The organism is Pseudomonas sp. NFACC42-2, from assembly GCF_900116055.1.
Taxonomy (GTDB): domain Bacteria; phylum Pseudomonadota; class Gammaproteobacteria; order Pseudomonadales; family Pseudomonadaceae; genus Aquipseudomonas; species Aquipseudomonas marginalis.
Genome location: NZ_FOZO01000036.1, coordinates 1 through 16,901, shown reverse-complemented (window position 1 = coordinate 16,901; position 16,901 = coordinate 1). Strand labels below are relative to the sequence as shown.

3 protein-coding genes and 3 pseudogenes are annotated in these 16,901 nt (G+C 64.3%); all 6 read left to right on the top strand.

Going from position 1 to position 16,901, the window contains the following annotated elements:
* Nucleotides 1-1,012 (top strand): phosphopantetheine-binding protein (locus BM416_RS30030; RefSeq protein ID WP_139237793.1); only part of this gene is annotated, 1,012 nt, incomplete at its 5' end.
* A gap of 3 nt (nucleotides 1,013-1,015) precedes the next feature.
* A pseudogene (locus BM416_RS31330) lies at nucleotides 1,016-3,925 on the top strand (amino acid adenylation domain-containing protein); the annotation flags it as partial.
* A pseudogene (locus BM416_RS31325) lies at nucleotides 3,908-4,159 on the top strand (phosphopantetheine-binding protein); the annotation flags it as partial. The pseudogenes BM416_RS31330 and BM416_RS31325, both read left to right, overlap by 18 nt.
* A 150-nt stretch (nucleotides 4,160-4,309) precedes the next feature.
* A pseudogene (locus tag BM416_RS31320) lies at nucleotides 4,310-5,551 on the top strand (condensation domain-containing protein); the annotation flags it as partial.
* A 105-nt stretch (nucleotides 5,552-5,656) separates the two neighbouring features.
* The gene (locus BM416_RS31315) at nucleotides 5,657-8,797 is read left to right on the top strand and encodes an amino acid adenylation domain-containing protein (RefSeq protein ID WP_371856080.1); all 3,141 of its coding nucleotides are present in this window, start codon (nucleotides 5,657-5,659) and stop codon (nucleotides 8,795-8,797) included.
* 10 nt (nucleotides 8,798-8,807) lie between these two features.
* Nucleotides 8,808-16,901, top strand: an 8,094-nt coding sequence (locus BM416_RS30020) for a non-ribosomal peptide synthetase (RefSeq protein ID WP_139237792.1), incomplete at its 3' end; no start/stop codon positions are given.

The following is a 16,901-nucleotide window of genomic DNA, read 5'->3' as shown; positions in this document are numbered from 1 at the left end:
CCAGGCCAGCTATGACCTGGCCTGGCGCGCGCTCAAGCCGACCTACCTGTTCAACGGCTACGGCCCGACCGAAACCGTGGTGACGCCGTTGCTGTGGAAGGCGCGCAAGGGCGACCCCTGCGGCGCCGTCTACGCGCCAATCGGCACGCTGCTGGGCAACCGCAGCGGCTACGTACTCGACGCGCAGCTCAACCTGCAACCCATCGGCGTCGCCGGTGAGCTGTACCTGGGCGGCGAGGGCGTGGCCCGTGGTTACCTGGAACGTCCGGCGCTGACCGCCGAACGCTTCGTGCCGGACCCGTTCGGTAAGCCGGGCAGCCGCGTGTATCGCAGCGGCGACCTGACCCGTGGCCGTCCGGATGGCGTGGTGGATTATCTCGGGCGTGTCGACCACCAGGTGAAGATCCGTGGTTTCCGTATCGAACTGGGGGAAATTGAAGCGCGCCTGCGTGAGCAGGACAACGTCGGTGAAACTGTGGTGGTGGCCCAGGAAGGCCCGACCGGAAAACAGCTGGTGGCCTATGTGGTTCCGGTGTCCGCCCCGTCCAACGAAGCCGAGTTCCGTGACGCGTTGCGTCGCGCACTCAAGGCCCGCTTGCCGGACTACATGGTCCCGGCGCATTTCATCTTCCTGGCGCAAATGCCGTTGACCCCCAACGGCAAGCTCGACCGCAAAGGCCTGCCGCAACCGGATGCGAGCCTTATGCAACAGGCCTATGTGGCGCCCGAGACCGAGCTGGAACAGCAGATCGCCACGATCTGGGCCGAGGTGCTGCGCCTGCCGCAAGTGGGCCTGAACGACAACTTCTTCGAAGTGGGCGGCCACTCGTTGCTGGCGATCCAGATCACCTCGCGGGTCCAGGCCGAGCTGGGCCTGGAAGTGCCGCTGGTGGAAGTGTTCCAGACCGAAACGCTGCGCGCCTATGTGCAGGCGGCTGCCACCTTCCGCGCCGGCAGCGCGGAAGACTTTGATGATCTTCGTGACTTTTTGAGCGAACTAGAGGCGATTTGACCCATGCTTTCCAACCCTAATATCGATCTGGTTTCGCGCTTTCTTCGTCTGCCTCTGGAACAGCGCCAGCAGTTCTACCAGCGCCTGCAAAGCCGGGGCATGAGCTTCGCCCAGTTGCCGATTGCCTCGATCCGCGAGGACGGCCGGAAACTGCCGTTGTCCTACGCCCAGGAACGGCAGTGGTTTCTCTGGCAGTTGGACCCGGACAGTGACGCGTATCACGTCCCCGGCGCCCTGCGCCTGAGCGGCCAGCTGGACAAGGCCGCCCTGCAGCGCAGTTTCGACACCTTGGTGGCGCGCCATGAAAGCCTGCGTACACGCCTGCACCTGGACGCCGAGGCACGTACTCAGGAGGTGCTGGCCCACGGGGTGGTCGAGATCGCCGAAAGCGCAGTCGACGAAGCGCAGCTCAAGGCCCGTGTCGAAGCCGAAATCGCCCGTCCCTTCGACTTGCAGCAAGGCCCGTTGCTGCGGGTCAGTTTGCTCGCAGTGAGTGAAGAGGAGCACGTGCTGGTGCTGGTGCAGCACCATATCGTCTCCGATGGCTGGTCGATGGGTGTGATGGTGCAGGAGTTGATGCAACTCTATGCTGCCTACAGCCAGGGCCAGGACTGTGCATTGGCGCCGCTGCCGATCCAGTACGCCGACTATGCGCTGTGGCAACGCAGCTGGATGGAAGCGGGGGAGAAGGCCCGTCAACTGGCGTACTGGCGCGAATTGCTCAGCGGCACGCAGCCGGTGCTGGAATTGCCGTTCGACCAACCCCGCCCGGCGCAACAGAGCTTTCGTGGTGCGCGTCTGGACATCGCGCTCGAACCGGCACTGGTGGCAGGGTTGAAAGCCCTGGCCCAGGGCGAAGGCGTGACGATGTTCATGCTGCTGCTGGCCGCGTTCCAGGCGTTTCTGTACCGCTACAGCGGCCAGCAGGACATCCGCATCGGCGTGCCGATTGCCAACCGCAACCGCGTCGAGACCGAATCGCTGATCGGCTTCTTCGTCAATACCCAAGTGCTCAAGGCCGACCTCGATGGTCACATGAGCTTCGCCCAGCTGCTGCAGCAGGCCAAGCGCCGTGCGCTGGAGGCCCAGGCCCATCAGGACTTGCCGTTCGAGCAACTGGTCGAAGCCCTGCAACCGGAGCGCAGCCTGAGCCATAACCCGCTGTTCCAGGTGATGTTCAACCACCAGGCCAACTCCCCAGCCGCCGCGCAGCAGTTGCCGGGCCTGCGCGTGGCCAACCTGGAATGGGACAGCCACAGCGCCCAGTTCGACCTGAGCCTGGACACCCAGGAAAGCGGCGACGCGATCTGGGCGTCCCTGACCTACGCCACCGACCTGTTCGGCGCCGCCACCGTCGCACGCATGGCCGAACATTGGCTGAGCCTGTTGCGGGCAGCCGTGGCGAATCCTGCATTGCCCTTGCACGACCTGGTGACACTCGACGTCGCTGAGCGCGAGCAAATACTCGCTCAATGGAACGCCACCGCGCGCGACTACCCCCAAGGGCAGTGGGTGCATCAGTTGATCGAGGCCCAGGTGCAGGCGCAGCCGGATGCACCGGCGTTGCGCTTCAATGGGGTGTCGCTCAGTTATGCCGAGCTGAACCGCCGCGCCAACCGCCTGGCCCATCGCCTGATCGAGGCCGGCGTAGGGCCGGACGTGCTGGTGGGCCTGGCGGTGGAGCGTTCCATCGACATGGTCGTCGGTCTGCTCGCGGTGCTCAAGGCCGGTGGCGCCTACGTGCCGCTGGACCCGGAATACCCGCGCGAACGCCTGGCCTACATGCTGGAAGACAGCGGGGTGAAACTGCTGCTGACCCAGGCGCACTTGCGTGAGCAGCTGCCGATTCCCCAAGGCCTGGAAACCCTGGTGCTGGGCGAGTCTGCCTTCGAGGACTACAGCGACGCCAACCCAGGCATCGCCCTGGACGGCGAAAACCTCGCCTACGTGATCTACACCTCGGGCTCCACCGGCCAGCCCAAAGGGGCGGGCAACCGTCATTCGGCATTGCTGAACCGTCTGCACTGGATGCAGGAAGCCTATGCCCTGGACGCCAGCGATGCGGTGCTGCAAAAGACCCCGTTCAGCTTCGACGTGTCGGTGTGGGAGTTCTTCTGGCCGTTGATGAGCGGCTCGCGCCTGGTGGTTGCGGCGCCCGGTGATCACCGTGATCCGGCCAGGCTGATCAACCTGATCAATCAACAGCAGGTCACCACGCTGCACTTCGTGCCGTCTATGCTGCAGGCTTTCCTGCAGGATCCGGCGGTGTCGACCTGCCAAAGCCTGCAGCGCATCGTGTGCAGCGGCGAGGCCCTGCCGGTGGATGCCCAGCAACAGGTCTTCGCCAAGCTGCCCCAGGCCGGGCTCTACAACCTGTACGGCCCGACCGAAGCCGCCATCGACGTGACCCACTGGACCTGCGTGGACGAAGGCCGCGATGCGGTGCCGATTGGCCGCCCGATCGCCAACCTCGGCTGCTACATCCTCGACAGCCACTTTGAACCCGTACCGGTCGGCGTGCTCGGCGAGTTGTACCTCGGCGGCATCGGCCTGGCCCGGGGTTACCACCGCCGTCCGGCACTCACCGCCGAACGTTTTGTCGCCCACCCGTTCATCCAGGGCGAGCGCCTGTACCGCACCGGCGATCTGGCACGTTACCGCGCAGACGGCGTGATCGAATACGCCGGGCGTATCGACCATCAGGTCAAACTGCGCGGCCTGCGCATCGAGCTGGGGGAAATCGAAGCGCGCCTGCTGGAACACGCGTGGGTCCGCGAGACCGCCGTGTTGGCGGTCGACGGTAAATACCTGGTGGGCTACCTGGTGCTGCAGGCCGCTGGCGATGATTGGCGCGAAGTCCTCGGCGCCCACCTGGCCCAGCACCTGCCGGACTACATGGTCCCGGCACAGTGGGTGCTGCTGGAGCAGATGCCCCTGAGCCCCAACGGCAAACTCGACCGCAAGGCGCTGCCCAAACCCGAAGCCACCCACCACTACGAGGCCCCGCAAAGTGCCCTGGAACAGCAGATCGCGACGATCTGGGCCGAGGTGCTGGGCGTCGAACAGGTAGGCTTGAACGACAACTTCTTCGAGCGCGGCGGTGACTCGATCATTTCGATCCAGGTGGTCAGCCGCGCCCGCGCCGCCGGTATCCATTTCACCGCCAAGGCGTTGTTCCAGCACCAGACCGTGCGCAGCCTGGCGCGGGTGGCGCAGTTGCAGGTTGCCCAGGTGTTTGACCAGGGCCCGGTGCAGGGCGAAACGCCGTTGCTGCCGTTCCAGCAGCTGTTCTTCGAGATGGACCTGCCGGAGCGCCACCACTGGAACCAGTCCTTGCTGCTGACGCCACGCGAGCCGGTGCGGGCAGATCGGCTGCAAGCGGCCTTGCACGCCATCGTCCACCACCACGATGGGCTGCGCCTGAGCTTCAGCCAGCCCGCCGAAGGGTGGCGGGCCGAGCATGCAGCCGCCACCCCTGAGGTGCTGTGGCAGGCCACGGTGGCGGATGCCGACGAACTGGCCGCGCTGTGCGAAAAAGCCCAGCGCAGCCTCGACCTGCAACAGGGGCCCTTGTTGCGTGCGGTGCTTGCCGAGCTGGCCGATGGTTCCCAGCGCCTGTTGCTGGTCATGCACCACCTGGTGGTGGATGGCGTGTCCTGGCGGGTGTTCCTCGAGGACCTGCAAAGCCTCTACCGCCAACAGCCGTTGCCGGCCAAGACCTCGTCGTTCAAGGCCTGGGCCGAGCGTTTGCAGGCCCATGCCCGCAGCGAAGCGGTACAGCCGCAAAAACACTTCTGGCTGCAACAGCTCCAGGACGTGCCTACCGATCTGCCCTGCCGTGATCCCCATGGCGCGCGTCCTGGCCGCCTGGCGCAGACAGTGGTCAGCCGACTGGACGCCGAGCACACCCGGCAATTACTGCAACAGGCGCCTGCGGCCTATCGCACCCAGATCAACGATCTGCTGCTGACCGCCCTGGCGCGTGTCATCTGCCAGTGGACCGGGCAGGCTTCCAGCCTGATCCAACTGGAAGGCCATGGCCGCGAAGACCTGTTCGAGGATATCGACCTGACCCGCACCCTGGGCTGGTTCACCAGCCTGTTCCCGGTGCGCCTGACCCCGGCCGAATCCCTTGGCGCCTCGATCAAGCAGATCAAGGAGCAACTGCGCGCCGTGCCGGACAAGGGCCTGGGCTTCGGCGCGCTGCGCTACCTCGGCGACGAGGCCACGCGCCAGGCATTCAGCGCATTGCCGGTGCCGCGCATCACCTTCAATTACCTGGGCCAGATCGACGCCAGCTTTGACCAGCCGGACGGTTTGTTTGTACTCGCAGCGGAAAGCGCCGGAGCCGAGCAGAGCCCGGAGGCGCCGCTGGGCAACTGGCTGACCCTCAACGGCCAGGTATTCGGCGGTGAACTGCACATGGGCTGGACCTTCAGCCCGCTGATGTTCGAGGCCGCGCAGATCGACGCCTTGAGCCAGGCCTTCAGCCGTGAGCTGACGGCATTGGTGGAACATTGCTGCACCCCCGGCAATCACGGCGTGACGGCTTCCGACTTCCCGTTGTCACGCCTGAACCAGCAGCAGCTTGAGTCCTTGCCGCTGGCCGCCGATGGGATTGACGACATCTACACCTTGTCGCCCATGCAGCAGGGCATGCTGTTCCACACCCTGTACGAACAGGCCGCCGGCGACTACATCAACCAGATCCGCGTGACGGCCGAGGGCCTGGATGTGGCGCGCTTCCAGCAGGCCTGGGATGCCACGGTGCAGGCCCATGACGTGCTGCGCAGCGGGTTTTTCTGGGAGGGCCAGCTGGAATGGCCCTGCCAGGTGGTATACCGCGAGGCCCGGCTGCCCATCGAACTTCTCGACTGGCGCGCCATGCCGGAGCCTGAGCTGGCGTTGCAAAACCTGCAGCAAGCCCAGCGTCGCCAGGGTTTTGACCTGGCCAAGGCGCCCCTGGTCCGTCTGGTGCTGGTGCGCACCGACGAGCAACGCCATGAGCTGATCTACACAAGCCATCACATCCTGATGGACGGTTGGAGCAATTCGCGCCTGTTCGGTGAAGTGCTGCAACGTTACGCCGGCGTGGCGGTGCCCGAAACGGCCGGACGCTATCGCGATTACATCGGTTGGTTGCAGCAGCGTGATGCCGGTGCGACCGAAACCTTCTGGCGCGAGCAGTTGAGTGCACTGCAAGCGCCGACTCGCCTGGGCCGCAGCCAGCCCATGGCGGCGGACGGGCATGGCGAGCACTCGCTGAGCCTGGATCGTCCGCTGACGGGTCGCCTCGAGGCCTTCGCCCGCAGCCATAAGGTCACGCTCAACACCCTGGTCCAGGCGGCGTGGCTGGTCCTGTTGCAGCGCCATAGCGGGCAGGCGGTGGTGTCGTTCGGTGCCACCGTGGCTGGGCGCCCGGCAGACCTCGTGGGGGTGGAGCAGCAGATTGGCCTGTTTATCAATACCCTGCCGGTGATCTGCGCAGTGGAGGGCGAGCAAACCGTGGCCGACTGGTTGCAAAGGGTACAGGCGCAGAACCTGGCCTTGCGCGAGCATGAACACACCGGGCTGTACGATATCCAGCGCTGGGCCGGGCAGGGCGGTGAAGCCCTGTTCGACAACATCCTGGTGTTCGAGAACTATCCGGTGTCCAAGGCCCTGGAACAGAGTGGCGGCAGCGGTATCCGTTTTGGCCTGCCGGAGTCCCGCGAGCAGACCAACTTCCCGCTGACGGTGCTGGTGGACGTCGGTGACACGCTGTCGGTGCAGTTCAGCTTTGCGCATGCGCATTTCGACCCGGACACGGTGCAAACCTACGGCCGCCATCTGCTCAACCTGCTGCAAGCCATGCTCGAGGGCGACCAGCAGCGCCTGGGCGAACTGGCGATGCTCGATGTGGCCGAACGCCGGCAAGTGGTACAGGACTGGAATGCCACGGCGCGGGACTACCCGTTGCAGCACGGCGTGCATCAGCTGATTGAACAGCAGGTGACGCGCACGCCAGGCGCCACGGCACTGGTGTTTGTCGAGCAGCGCTTGAGCTACGCCGAGCTGAACCGCCGTGCCAACCGCCTGGCCCATCGCCTGATCGAGGCCGGCGTCGGGCCGGACGTGCTGGTGGGCCTGGCGGTGGAGCGTTCCATCGAGATGGTGGTCGGCTTGCTTGCGGTGCTCAAGGCCGGTGGCGCCTATGTGCCACTGGACCCGGAATACCCGCGCGAACGCCTGGCCTACATGCTGGACGACAGCGGGGTGAAACTGCTGCTGACCCAGGCGCACTTGCGTGAACAGCTGCCGATTCCCCAAGGCCTGGAAACCCTGGTGCTGGGCGAGTCTGCCTTCGAGGGCTACAGCGACGCCAACCCAGGCATCGCCCTGGACGGCGAAAACCTCGCCTACGTGATCTACACCTCGGGTTCCACCGGCCAACCCAAAGGCGCCGGCAACCGCCATTCAGCCCTGGCAAACCGCCTGCAATGGATGCAGGAAGCCTACGGCCTTGACGTCAGCGACACGGTGCTGCAAAAGACCCCGTTCAGCTTTGACGTGTCGGTGTGGGAGTTCTTCTGGCCGCTGATGACCGGTTCGCGCCTGGTGGTCGCCGCGCCGGGGGATCATCGTGATCCGAGCAAACTGGTGCGCCTGATCAATGCAGAGCAGGTCACCACGCTGCACTTTGTCCCGTCGATGTTGCAGGCCTTCCTGCAGGAGCCGACGGTTGCGACTTGCCATACCCTGCACCGCATCGTGTGCAGTGGTGAAGCGTTGCCGGTGGACGCCCAGCAGCAGGTCTTCGCCAAGCTGCCCCAGGCCGGGCTCTACAACCTGTACGGCCCGACCGAAGCCGCCATCGACGTGACCCACTGGACCTGCGTGGACGAAGGCCGCGATGCGGTGCCGATTGGCCGCCCGATCGCCAACCTCGGCTGCTACATCCTCGACAGCCACTTTGAACCCGTACCGGTCGGCGTGCTCGGCGAGTTGTACCTCGGCGGCATCGGCCTGGCCCGGGGTTACCACCGCCGTCCGGCACTCACTGCCGAACGTTTTGTCGCCCACCCGTTCATCCAGGGCGAGCGCCTTTACCGTACCGGCGACCTGGCACGTTACCGCGCAGACGGAGTGATCGAATACGCCGGGCGTATCGATCACCAGGTCAAGCTGCGCGGCCTGCGCATCGAGTTGGGAGAAATCGAAGCGCGCCTGCTGGAACACGCGTGGGTCCGCGAGACCGCCGTGCTGGCGGTCGACGGTAAATACCTGGTGGGCTACCTGGTGCTGCAAAACGCCGGGGACGACTGGCGCGATGTGCTCAGCGCCCATCTCGCCCAGCAGTTGCCGGACTACATGGTGCCCGCCCAATGGGTGCTGCTGGAGCAGATGCCTCTGAGCCCCAACGGCAAACTGGATCGCAAGGCCTTGCCCAAGGCGGACGCCAGCTTGCACGCGCGGGAGTACGTCGCGCCGCAGAGCGAGCTGGAACAGCAGATCGCCGCGATCTGGGCCGAAGTCCTGGCGGTACCGCGCGTGGGGTTGAACGACAACTTCTTCGAACTGGGCGGCCACTCGCTGCTGGCTACCCAGGTGGTGGTGCGCCTGCGCGAGCAGCTGCACGCCGAATTCGACGTCAAATCGATCTTCACCACCCCGACCCTGGCCGATTTCAGCGCCTATGTGGCAGGCCAGCAGACAAATAATTCGCCGGTGCAGGACGCATTGGCTAAATCCTTGGAGGCTCTCAAACGTCTATCAGCAGAAGATTTGGATAAATTGACTTCCTGAGGGGCGTGGCGTGCAAGCATTAATCGAGTCGGTAGGGTCACTTTCGGCGCAGCAAAAGAAAGCGTTGGCGGTAATGCTCAAGCAGCAAGGCATCAACCTGTTTGAGATTGCCCCGGTTTTCAAGCGCCAGGAAGGTGAGCCTCTTCGGCTCTCTTATGCCCAGGAGCGGCAGTGGTTTTTGTGGCAGTTGGAGCCGCAGAGCACCGCCTATCATGTGCCAAGGGCCTTGCGCCTTACCGGCGAACTGGACGTGGCCGCGTTGCAGCGCAGCTTTGACACACTGGTGCTGCGCCATGAAAGCCTGCGCACGCATTTGCAGGAGGACGGCGACAGCGCCCTGCAGGTGATTGCCGATCAGGTACGGGTGGAGATCGCCTTGGTCGAGGCCGAGGAATCCGAACTCAAGGCGCTGGTGGAAGCCGAGATCGCCCAGCCATTCGATTTGCAACAAGGCCCGCTGTTGCGGGCCAAGCTGCTGCGCCTGGCGCCCCAGGAGCATGTGTTGGTGCTGGTGCAGCATCACATCGTCTCCGATGGCTGGTCGATGCAGGTAATGGTCGACGAGCTGGTGCAACTGTACGCCGCCTATGTCCAGGGCCAGGACCTGCAACTGCCGGCCTTGCCGATCCAGTACGCCGACTACGCGCTGTGGCAGCGCAGCTGGATGGAGGCGGGCGAGCGTGAGCGCCAATTGGGTTACTGGAAAGGCATGCTCGGCGGCGAGCAACCGGTCCTCGAAATGCCCATGGACCGTCCACGGCCAGCGCTACAGAGCTACCGCGGGGCCAGGCTGGACCTGACCCTGGAAGCCTCTCTGGTGGCAGGCCTCAAGACCTTGGCGCAGCGTGAAGGTGTGACGATCTTCATGCTGTTGCTGGCGTCGTTCCAGGCTGTGCTGCACCGCTACAGCGGCCAGGCTGACATCCGCATCGGTGTGCCGGTGGCCAACCGTAATCGGGTGGAGACCGAGCGCCTGATCGGCTTTTTCGTCAACACGCAAATCCTCAAGGCCGATATCGACGGCCAGATGACTTTCCGTGAATTGCTGCAGCAGACCCGCCAACGCGCGGTCGAGGCCCAGGCCCATCAGGACCTGCCGTTCGAGCAGCTGGTGGAAGCGCTGCAGCCCGAGCGCAGCTTGAGCTACAACCCGTTGTTCCAAGTGATGTTCAACCACCAGACCGACGCCCAACGCGGCGGCGGCAGCGTAACGGGGTTGCAAGTGCAAGGGCTGGAGTGGGAAAGCAAGACGTCGCAGTTTGACCTCAACCTCGACACCCAGGAATCGGCTGATGGTATCCAGGCGTCCCTGACCTATGCCACCGACGTGTTTGATGCGCCGGGCCTGGAACGTTTCCTCGGCCACTGGCACCGTTTGTTGCATCTGGTGGTCCAGGATTGCAACGGCCGGGTCGGCGAGTTGCCGTTGCTGGACGATACGCAGTGGCAGCAACTGGTGCATACCTGGAATCACACGCACCAGGCGTTCCCGCAGGATGTGGGTATACACCATTTGCTGGAAGCCCAGGCCCAGGCCCGTCCGGACGCGACCGCGCTGGTCTGCAATGGCCAGGCGCTGAGCTACGCAGAACTGAACCGCCGTGCCAATCGCCTGGCCCATCGCCTGCGTGCCGCCGGTGTTGGCCCGGACGTGCTGGTGTCCATTGCCCTGGACCGCTCGGTGGACATGGTGCTGGCCTTGCTGGCAACCCTGAAGGCCGGTGGCGCCTATGTGCCGCTCGATCCGCAGTTCCCGGCGGATCGGCTGGCGTTCATGCTCGAAGACAGCCGCGCACGCGTATTACTGACTGCCGGCGACCTGCACGAACGCCTGCCCTTGGCGGCTGACCAGCATTTGTTGCTCATGGACGCACAGGAAGATGCGCGCTACAGCAGCGCCAACCCCGACATCGAACTGACGGGCGAACACCTCGCCTATGTGATCTACACCTCCGGTTCCACCGGCAAGCCCAAGGGCGTGATGGTGCGTCATGGCGCACTGAGCAGCTTCACCCATGGCATGGCCAGCACCCTGGCCATTGGCGCTGACGCGCGGCTGTTGTCGTTGACGACGTTCTCGTTCGATATCTTTGCCCTGGAACTCTACGTGCCGCTGGCGACAGGTGCGACGGTGGTACTGGCCGACAAGGACGTGTCCCTGGATCCCGAGGCGATTCTGGATCTGGTGCAGCGCGAAGCGATCAGTGTGGTGCAAGCCACGCCCTCGAGCTGGCGCATGCTCCTGGACAGCGAACGCCGCGCCTTGCTGCGCGGGGTCAAGTGTCTGTGCGGTGGCGAGGCGCTGCCGGCCGACCTGGCCCGGCGCATGCTGGCCCAAGAGGGTGCGGTGTGGAACCTGTATGGTCCGACCGAAACCACCATCTGGTCGGCGGCCCATGAGTTGGTCGAGCCGGTGCCCTTTGTCGGGCGGCCGATCGCCAACACCTCCTTGTTCATTCTTAATGCCGACCTCGTGCCGTGCCCGGTAGGCGCTGCCGGCGAGCTGCTGATCGGCGGTGTCGGCCTGGCCCGGGGTTATCACGGCCGGGCTGCGTTGACCGCCGAACGCTTCGTGCCCAACCCCTTTGCGCGCAACGGCGAGCGGCTGTATCGCACAGGCGATCTGGCGCGCTATCGCGCAGATGGCGTGGTCGAGTACATCGGCCGCGTCGACCATCAGGTCAAGGTGCGTGGGTTCCGTATCGAACTGGGAGAGATTGAGGCGTGCCTGCGTGAGCAGGCCGATGTGCGCGAAGCCGCCGTGGTGGCTGAGCATGACCAATTGCTGGCCTACCTGGTCACCCGGCAACCGGTGTCGGATGAGGAGCAGGTCACCCTGCGCGAGCGGTTCAAGGCCGCCCTGCGCGAGCAGTTGCCGGAGTACATGGTGCCGGCCTACCTGGTGTTTTTGGAGCGGATGCCACTGACGCCCAATGGCAAGCTCGACCGCAAGGCGTTGCCCAAACCCGATGCCGCTGTCCTGCTAAAACGCTTTGTGCCGCCTGTCACCGAACGCGAGTGCCAGGTCGCGGCTATCTGGGCTGAGGTGCTGGGGTTGCCGCAGGTTGGCCTGGAGGATCACTTCTTCGAAATCGGTGGGCACTCGTTGCTGGCCACGCGGGTGGTGTCTCGTGTACGCCAGTCACTGGGCATCGATGCACCGTTGAAAGGCCTGTTCGAACAGCCGGTGCTTGGCCGGTTCGTGCAGGCGTTGTCAGGCACCGCGCTGGACTCGCCGCCGATCCTGCGGTTGGCACGTGATCAAGCCCTGGCGCTGTCCTATGCCCAGGAGCGGCAGTGGTTCCTCTGGCAACTGGAGCCGCAGAGCACCGCGTATCACATCCCGGCGGCCCTGCGCTTGCGCGGCGCCCTGGATCGCCGGGCCCTGCAACGCAGCTTCGATAGCCTGCTTGAACGGCATGAAACCCTGCGTACCGTGTTTGTCGTGGATGGCGAGCGCACGGTACAGCGGATCGCTGCGCCGACCGCGTTGCTGATCGAAAACGAGACCCTGCACAGTGATGAGCCGGGCAGCTTGAAGGTCCGGGTCGAAGCAGAAATCGCTCGTCCGTTCGACTTGTGCAAAGGTCCGCTGCTGCGGGTCAAGCTGTTGCGCCTGGCCGCGGACGATCATGTGCTGGTGCTGGTGCAGCACCACATCATCTCCGACGCCTGGTCGATGGAGGTAATGGTCGATGAGCTGGTGCAAGCTTATGCTGCGTTCAGCCAGGGCCTGGAACCTCAGTTGCCGGCACTGCCGGTTCAATATGCCGATTATGCGGTGTGGCAGCGTGGCTGGATGGAGGCGGGCGAGCAGGCCCGCCAGCTGACCTACTGGGCTGAACGCCTGGCCGGTGAGCAGCCTGTGTTGGAGCTGCCGCTGGATCATCCACGCCCGGCGGTACAAAGCCATCGCGGCGCACGCCTGGACCTGGTGCTGGACGCCGCGCTGGCGAGCGAACTGCAGGCCTTGGCCCAGCGTCAGGGCGCGACCCTGTTCATGGTGTTGCTGGCGTCCTTCCAGGCCTTGTTGTATCGCTACAGCGGCCAATCGGATATTCGCGTCGGCGTGCCGATTGCCAACCGCAACCGGGTCGAGACCGAGCGCCTGATCGGTTTCTTCGTCAATACCCAAGTGCTCAAGGCCGATATCACCGGTGAGTTGTCGTTTGTCGAATTGTTGCAGCAGGTCAAGCACACGGCCCTGGACGCGCAAGCGCATCAGGACCTGCCGTTCGAGCAGTTGGTGGAGGCGTTGCAGCCGGAACGCAGCCTGAGCCATAGCCCGTTGTTCCAAGTGATGTTCAACCACCAGTCCGACGTGCGCGACGAGGCGGGCGCGCAGTCGATTCCGGGTTTGCAGGTCGAAGGTCTGGAATGGGATAGTCACACTGCACACTTTGACTTGAGCCTGGATACCCAGGCGTCCGCGGACGGGCTCTGGGCATCGTTGACCTACGCGACAGATCTGTTCGAGGCGGCCACCATTGGACGCATGGCCCAGCATTGGCTTGGCCTGCTGCGGGCGGTGGTGAAGACACCGACCCATCCTATTGCGTGCTTGCCGCTGCTGGCGGCTGAAGAACAGCACGCGCTGCTGCAGGCCTGGAATACCAATCGCCCGGCGGCTGCGTGGCAGGCCGGCGTCCATCGCCTGTTCGAGGCCCAGGTGCTGCAACGCCCGCAAGCGGTGGCACTGGTACTCGATGGCGAGTCACTGACCTATGACGTGCTCAATCGGCAAGCCAACCGTCTGGCTCGTTGCCTGGTGGCAGAGGGCGTGGGTCCTGAAGTGTTGGTAGGGGTCGCAGTAGAGCGCTCCTTTGCCATGGTGGTCAGCCTGTTGGCGGTCCTTAAGGCCGGTGGTGCCTATGTGCCGCTCGACCCGCAATACCCGCGCGAACGCCTGGCCCATATACTCGAAGACAGTGGCGTGCGCCTGGTGCTGATCCAGTCCCGTGTGCCGATAGCGTTGCCCGCAGGCGTTGCTGTATTGGCGATCGATACGGTCTCGCTGGCGTCGTACGCCGAGGAAAACCTTAGCGCAACAGTCGGGCCGCACAACCTGGCCTATGTGATCTATACCTCCGGCTCGACCGGCAAACCCAAGGGCGTGGCGATCGACCATGGCGCCTTGAGCGAATTCGCGAGCATTGCCGCCGGTTATTCCAAGCTGACTGAGGATGACCGCGTACTGCAGTTTGCGACCCTGAACTTCGATGGGTTCGTCGAGCAGCTGTATCCGGCGCTGACCCACGGCGCTGCCGTGGTACTGCGTGGCCCGGAACTCTGGGACAGCGGGCGCCTGTACCGCGAAATCCTGCAACAGGGCATTACCCTGGCCGACTTGCCGACCGCCTACTGGAACCTGTTCCTGCTCGACTGTCTGGCAGCCGGACCGCGTACCTATGGTGCCTTGCGGCAAGTGCATATCGGTGGCGAAGCCATGCCGCTGGACGGTCCCGCACAATGGTTGCGTGCGGGCCTGAGGCATGTGCGACTGCTCAACACCTACGGACCGACCGAGGCCACGGTGGTCTCCAGTGTGCTGGACTGCACCTCGGGCGATGACGTCATTGGCGCCACCGCCAGCCCGATTGGTCGCTCCCTGCCGGGGCGTGCTTTGTACGTGCTGGACCGGGACCTCAACCTCGCGCCGTTGGGCGCCGTGGGCGAGTTGTATATCGGCAGCGCCTGTGGCCTGGCGCGCGCTTACCTGAACCGGCCATTGCTGACGGCCGAACGCTTTGTCGCTGATCCTTTCAGCGGTAACGGCGGTCGCCTGTACCGCACCGGGGATCTGGCGCGTTACCGTGCCGATGGCGTGATCGAATACGTAGGGCGGGTCGATCATCAAGTCAAGATCCGCGGTTTCCGTATCGAGCTGGGTGAAATCGAAGCCCTGTTGCTGGCCCAGGCGGGTGTTCGTGAGGCCGTGGTGTTGGCGGTGAACAACCAGTTGCTGGCCTATCTGGTGGCCGAACAGCCAGACACCCGCGCATTGGACGAAGCCCTCAAGGCGGTACTGCGTGAGCAATTGCCGGACTATATGGTGCCGGCCCACCTGATGTTCCTTGAGCGCCTGCCGCTGAACCCCAACGGCAAGCTGGATCGCCAGGCATTGCCAAAACCGGATGTGAGCCTTTCGCTGCAAACCTGGGTCGCGCCGGTCAGTGCACTTGAGGTGCAAGTGGCGGCGATGTGGGCGGATATCCTCGGGGTGGAGCGCGTCGGCCTCATGGATCACTTCTTCGAGCTGGGCGGGCACTCGCTGCTGGCCATGCAAGTGGCCTCGCGACTGCGCCAGGCGCTGGCATTGGAAGTGCCGCTCAAAGTGCTGTTCGAACAGCCGCGCCTGCAAGGATTTGTCGCCGCGCTGCTCGCGCTCGAAGCGAGTGAGGGTGTCAAGGCGCCGGCGCTGGTTCCCGTGGCACGTGACCGCGGCTTGCCGCTGTCATATGCCCAGGAACGGCAGTGGTTTCTCTGGCAACTGGACCCAGGCAGCGCCGCTTACCACGTGCCCAGCGCGCTGCGCCTGAAGGGGCCGTTGGATCAAGCTGCGCTGCAACAAAGCTTTGACCGCCTGGTGGCGCGTCATGAGAGCCTGCGCACTCTGTTGCGCCAGGAAAACCACGGCGCCGTGCAAATCGTGGCTGAGCCTGCACCTGTCGCCATCACCCGTAGCGACGTGCTGGAGGCTGACCTCCAAGCCACCGTGGAGGCGAAGATAGCGCTCACGTTCAACCTGGAGCAGGGCCCGCTGCTGCGTGTTGAGCTGCTGCGCATCGCTGATGAAGACCATGTACTGGTGCTGGTACAGCACCATATCGTTTCCGATGGTTGGTCGATGCACGTCATGGTCGATGAACTGATGCAACTGTATGGTGCGTTCAGCCAGGGTCAAGACCTGCAGTTGCCTGCACTGCCGATTCAATATGCCGATTACGCCGTATGGCAACGCGACTGGATGGATGCTGGCGAGAAAGAGCGCCAACTCGCCTACTGGCTTGATCTGCTGGTAGGTGAGCAACCCGTGCTTGAGTTGCCGTTCGACTTCCAGCGCCCGGCGGAGCAAAGCCATCACGGTGCGCGTTTGCACCTGGAGTTGCCGACCACACTGGTGTCCGACCTCAACGCCTTGGCCCAGCGCGAAGGCGTGACGATGTTCATGCTGTTGCTGGCATCGTTCCAGACCTTACTGCATCGCTACAGTGGCCAGGAAGACATCCGCGTCGGCGTGCCGATTGCCAACCGCAATCGCGTTGAAACTGAACGGCTCATTGGCTTTTTCGTCAACACTCAGGTGCTCAAGGCCGATATCGATGGGCAAACCACCGTTGCCCAGTTGCTGCAGCAGGTCAAGCAGCGCGCGCTGGACGCCCAGGCCCATCAGGACTTGCCGTTCGAGCAATTGGTAGAGGCGCTGCAGCCGGAGCGCAGCCTGAGTCTGAACCCGTTATTTCAGGTGATGTTCAACCACCAGGTGGCCAACCGCCAGGCTTTCGCGGAGCACGCATCGAGTGAGCTGCGTGTCGAAGGGCTGGCCTGGAACAGCCACACCGCGCATTTCGATCTTGACCTGGATGTCCACGAGTGGGGTGAGGGGCTGAGTGCTTCACTGGGGTATGCCACCGACCTGTTCGCCCCAGCGACCATCAAGCGCATGGCCTGCCATTGGCAGAACCTGTTGCAGGCGATGGTTGCCGATCAACAGCAATCCATCAGTCAACTCAACCTGCTGGGCCAGGATGAGCAACGACACATCCTGCAACTGTGGAACCAGACCGACGCCGGCTTCTCGGCCGAGCGTCTGGTACACGAAAGGGTTGCCGACCGCGCCGCCGAAAACCCCGCTGCAGTGGCGGTCAAGTTCGATACACAAACCCTGAGTTATGGCGAGCTGGACCGCCAGGCCAACCGCCTGGCCCATGCCCTGATCGCCCGTGGCATCGGCCCCGAAGTGCGGGTGGCGATTGCCATGCCGCGCAGTGCCGAGAGCCTGGTGGCGTTCCTCGCGGTGATGAAAGCCGGCGGCGTGTATGTGCCGCTGGATATCGAATACCCGCGTGATCGCCTGCTGTACATGATGCAGGACAGCCGTGCG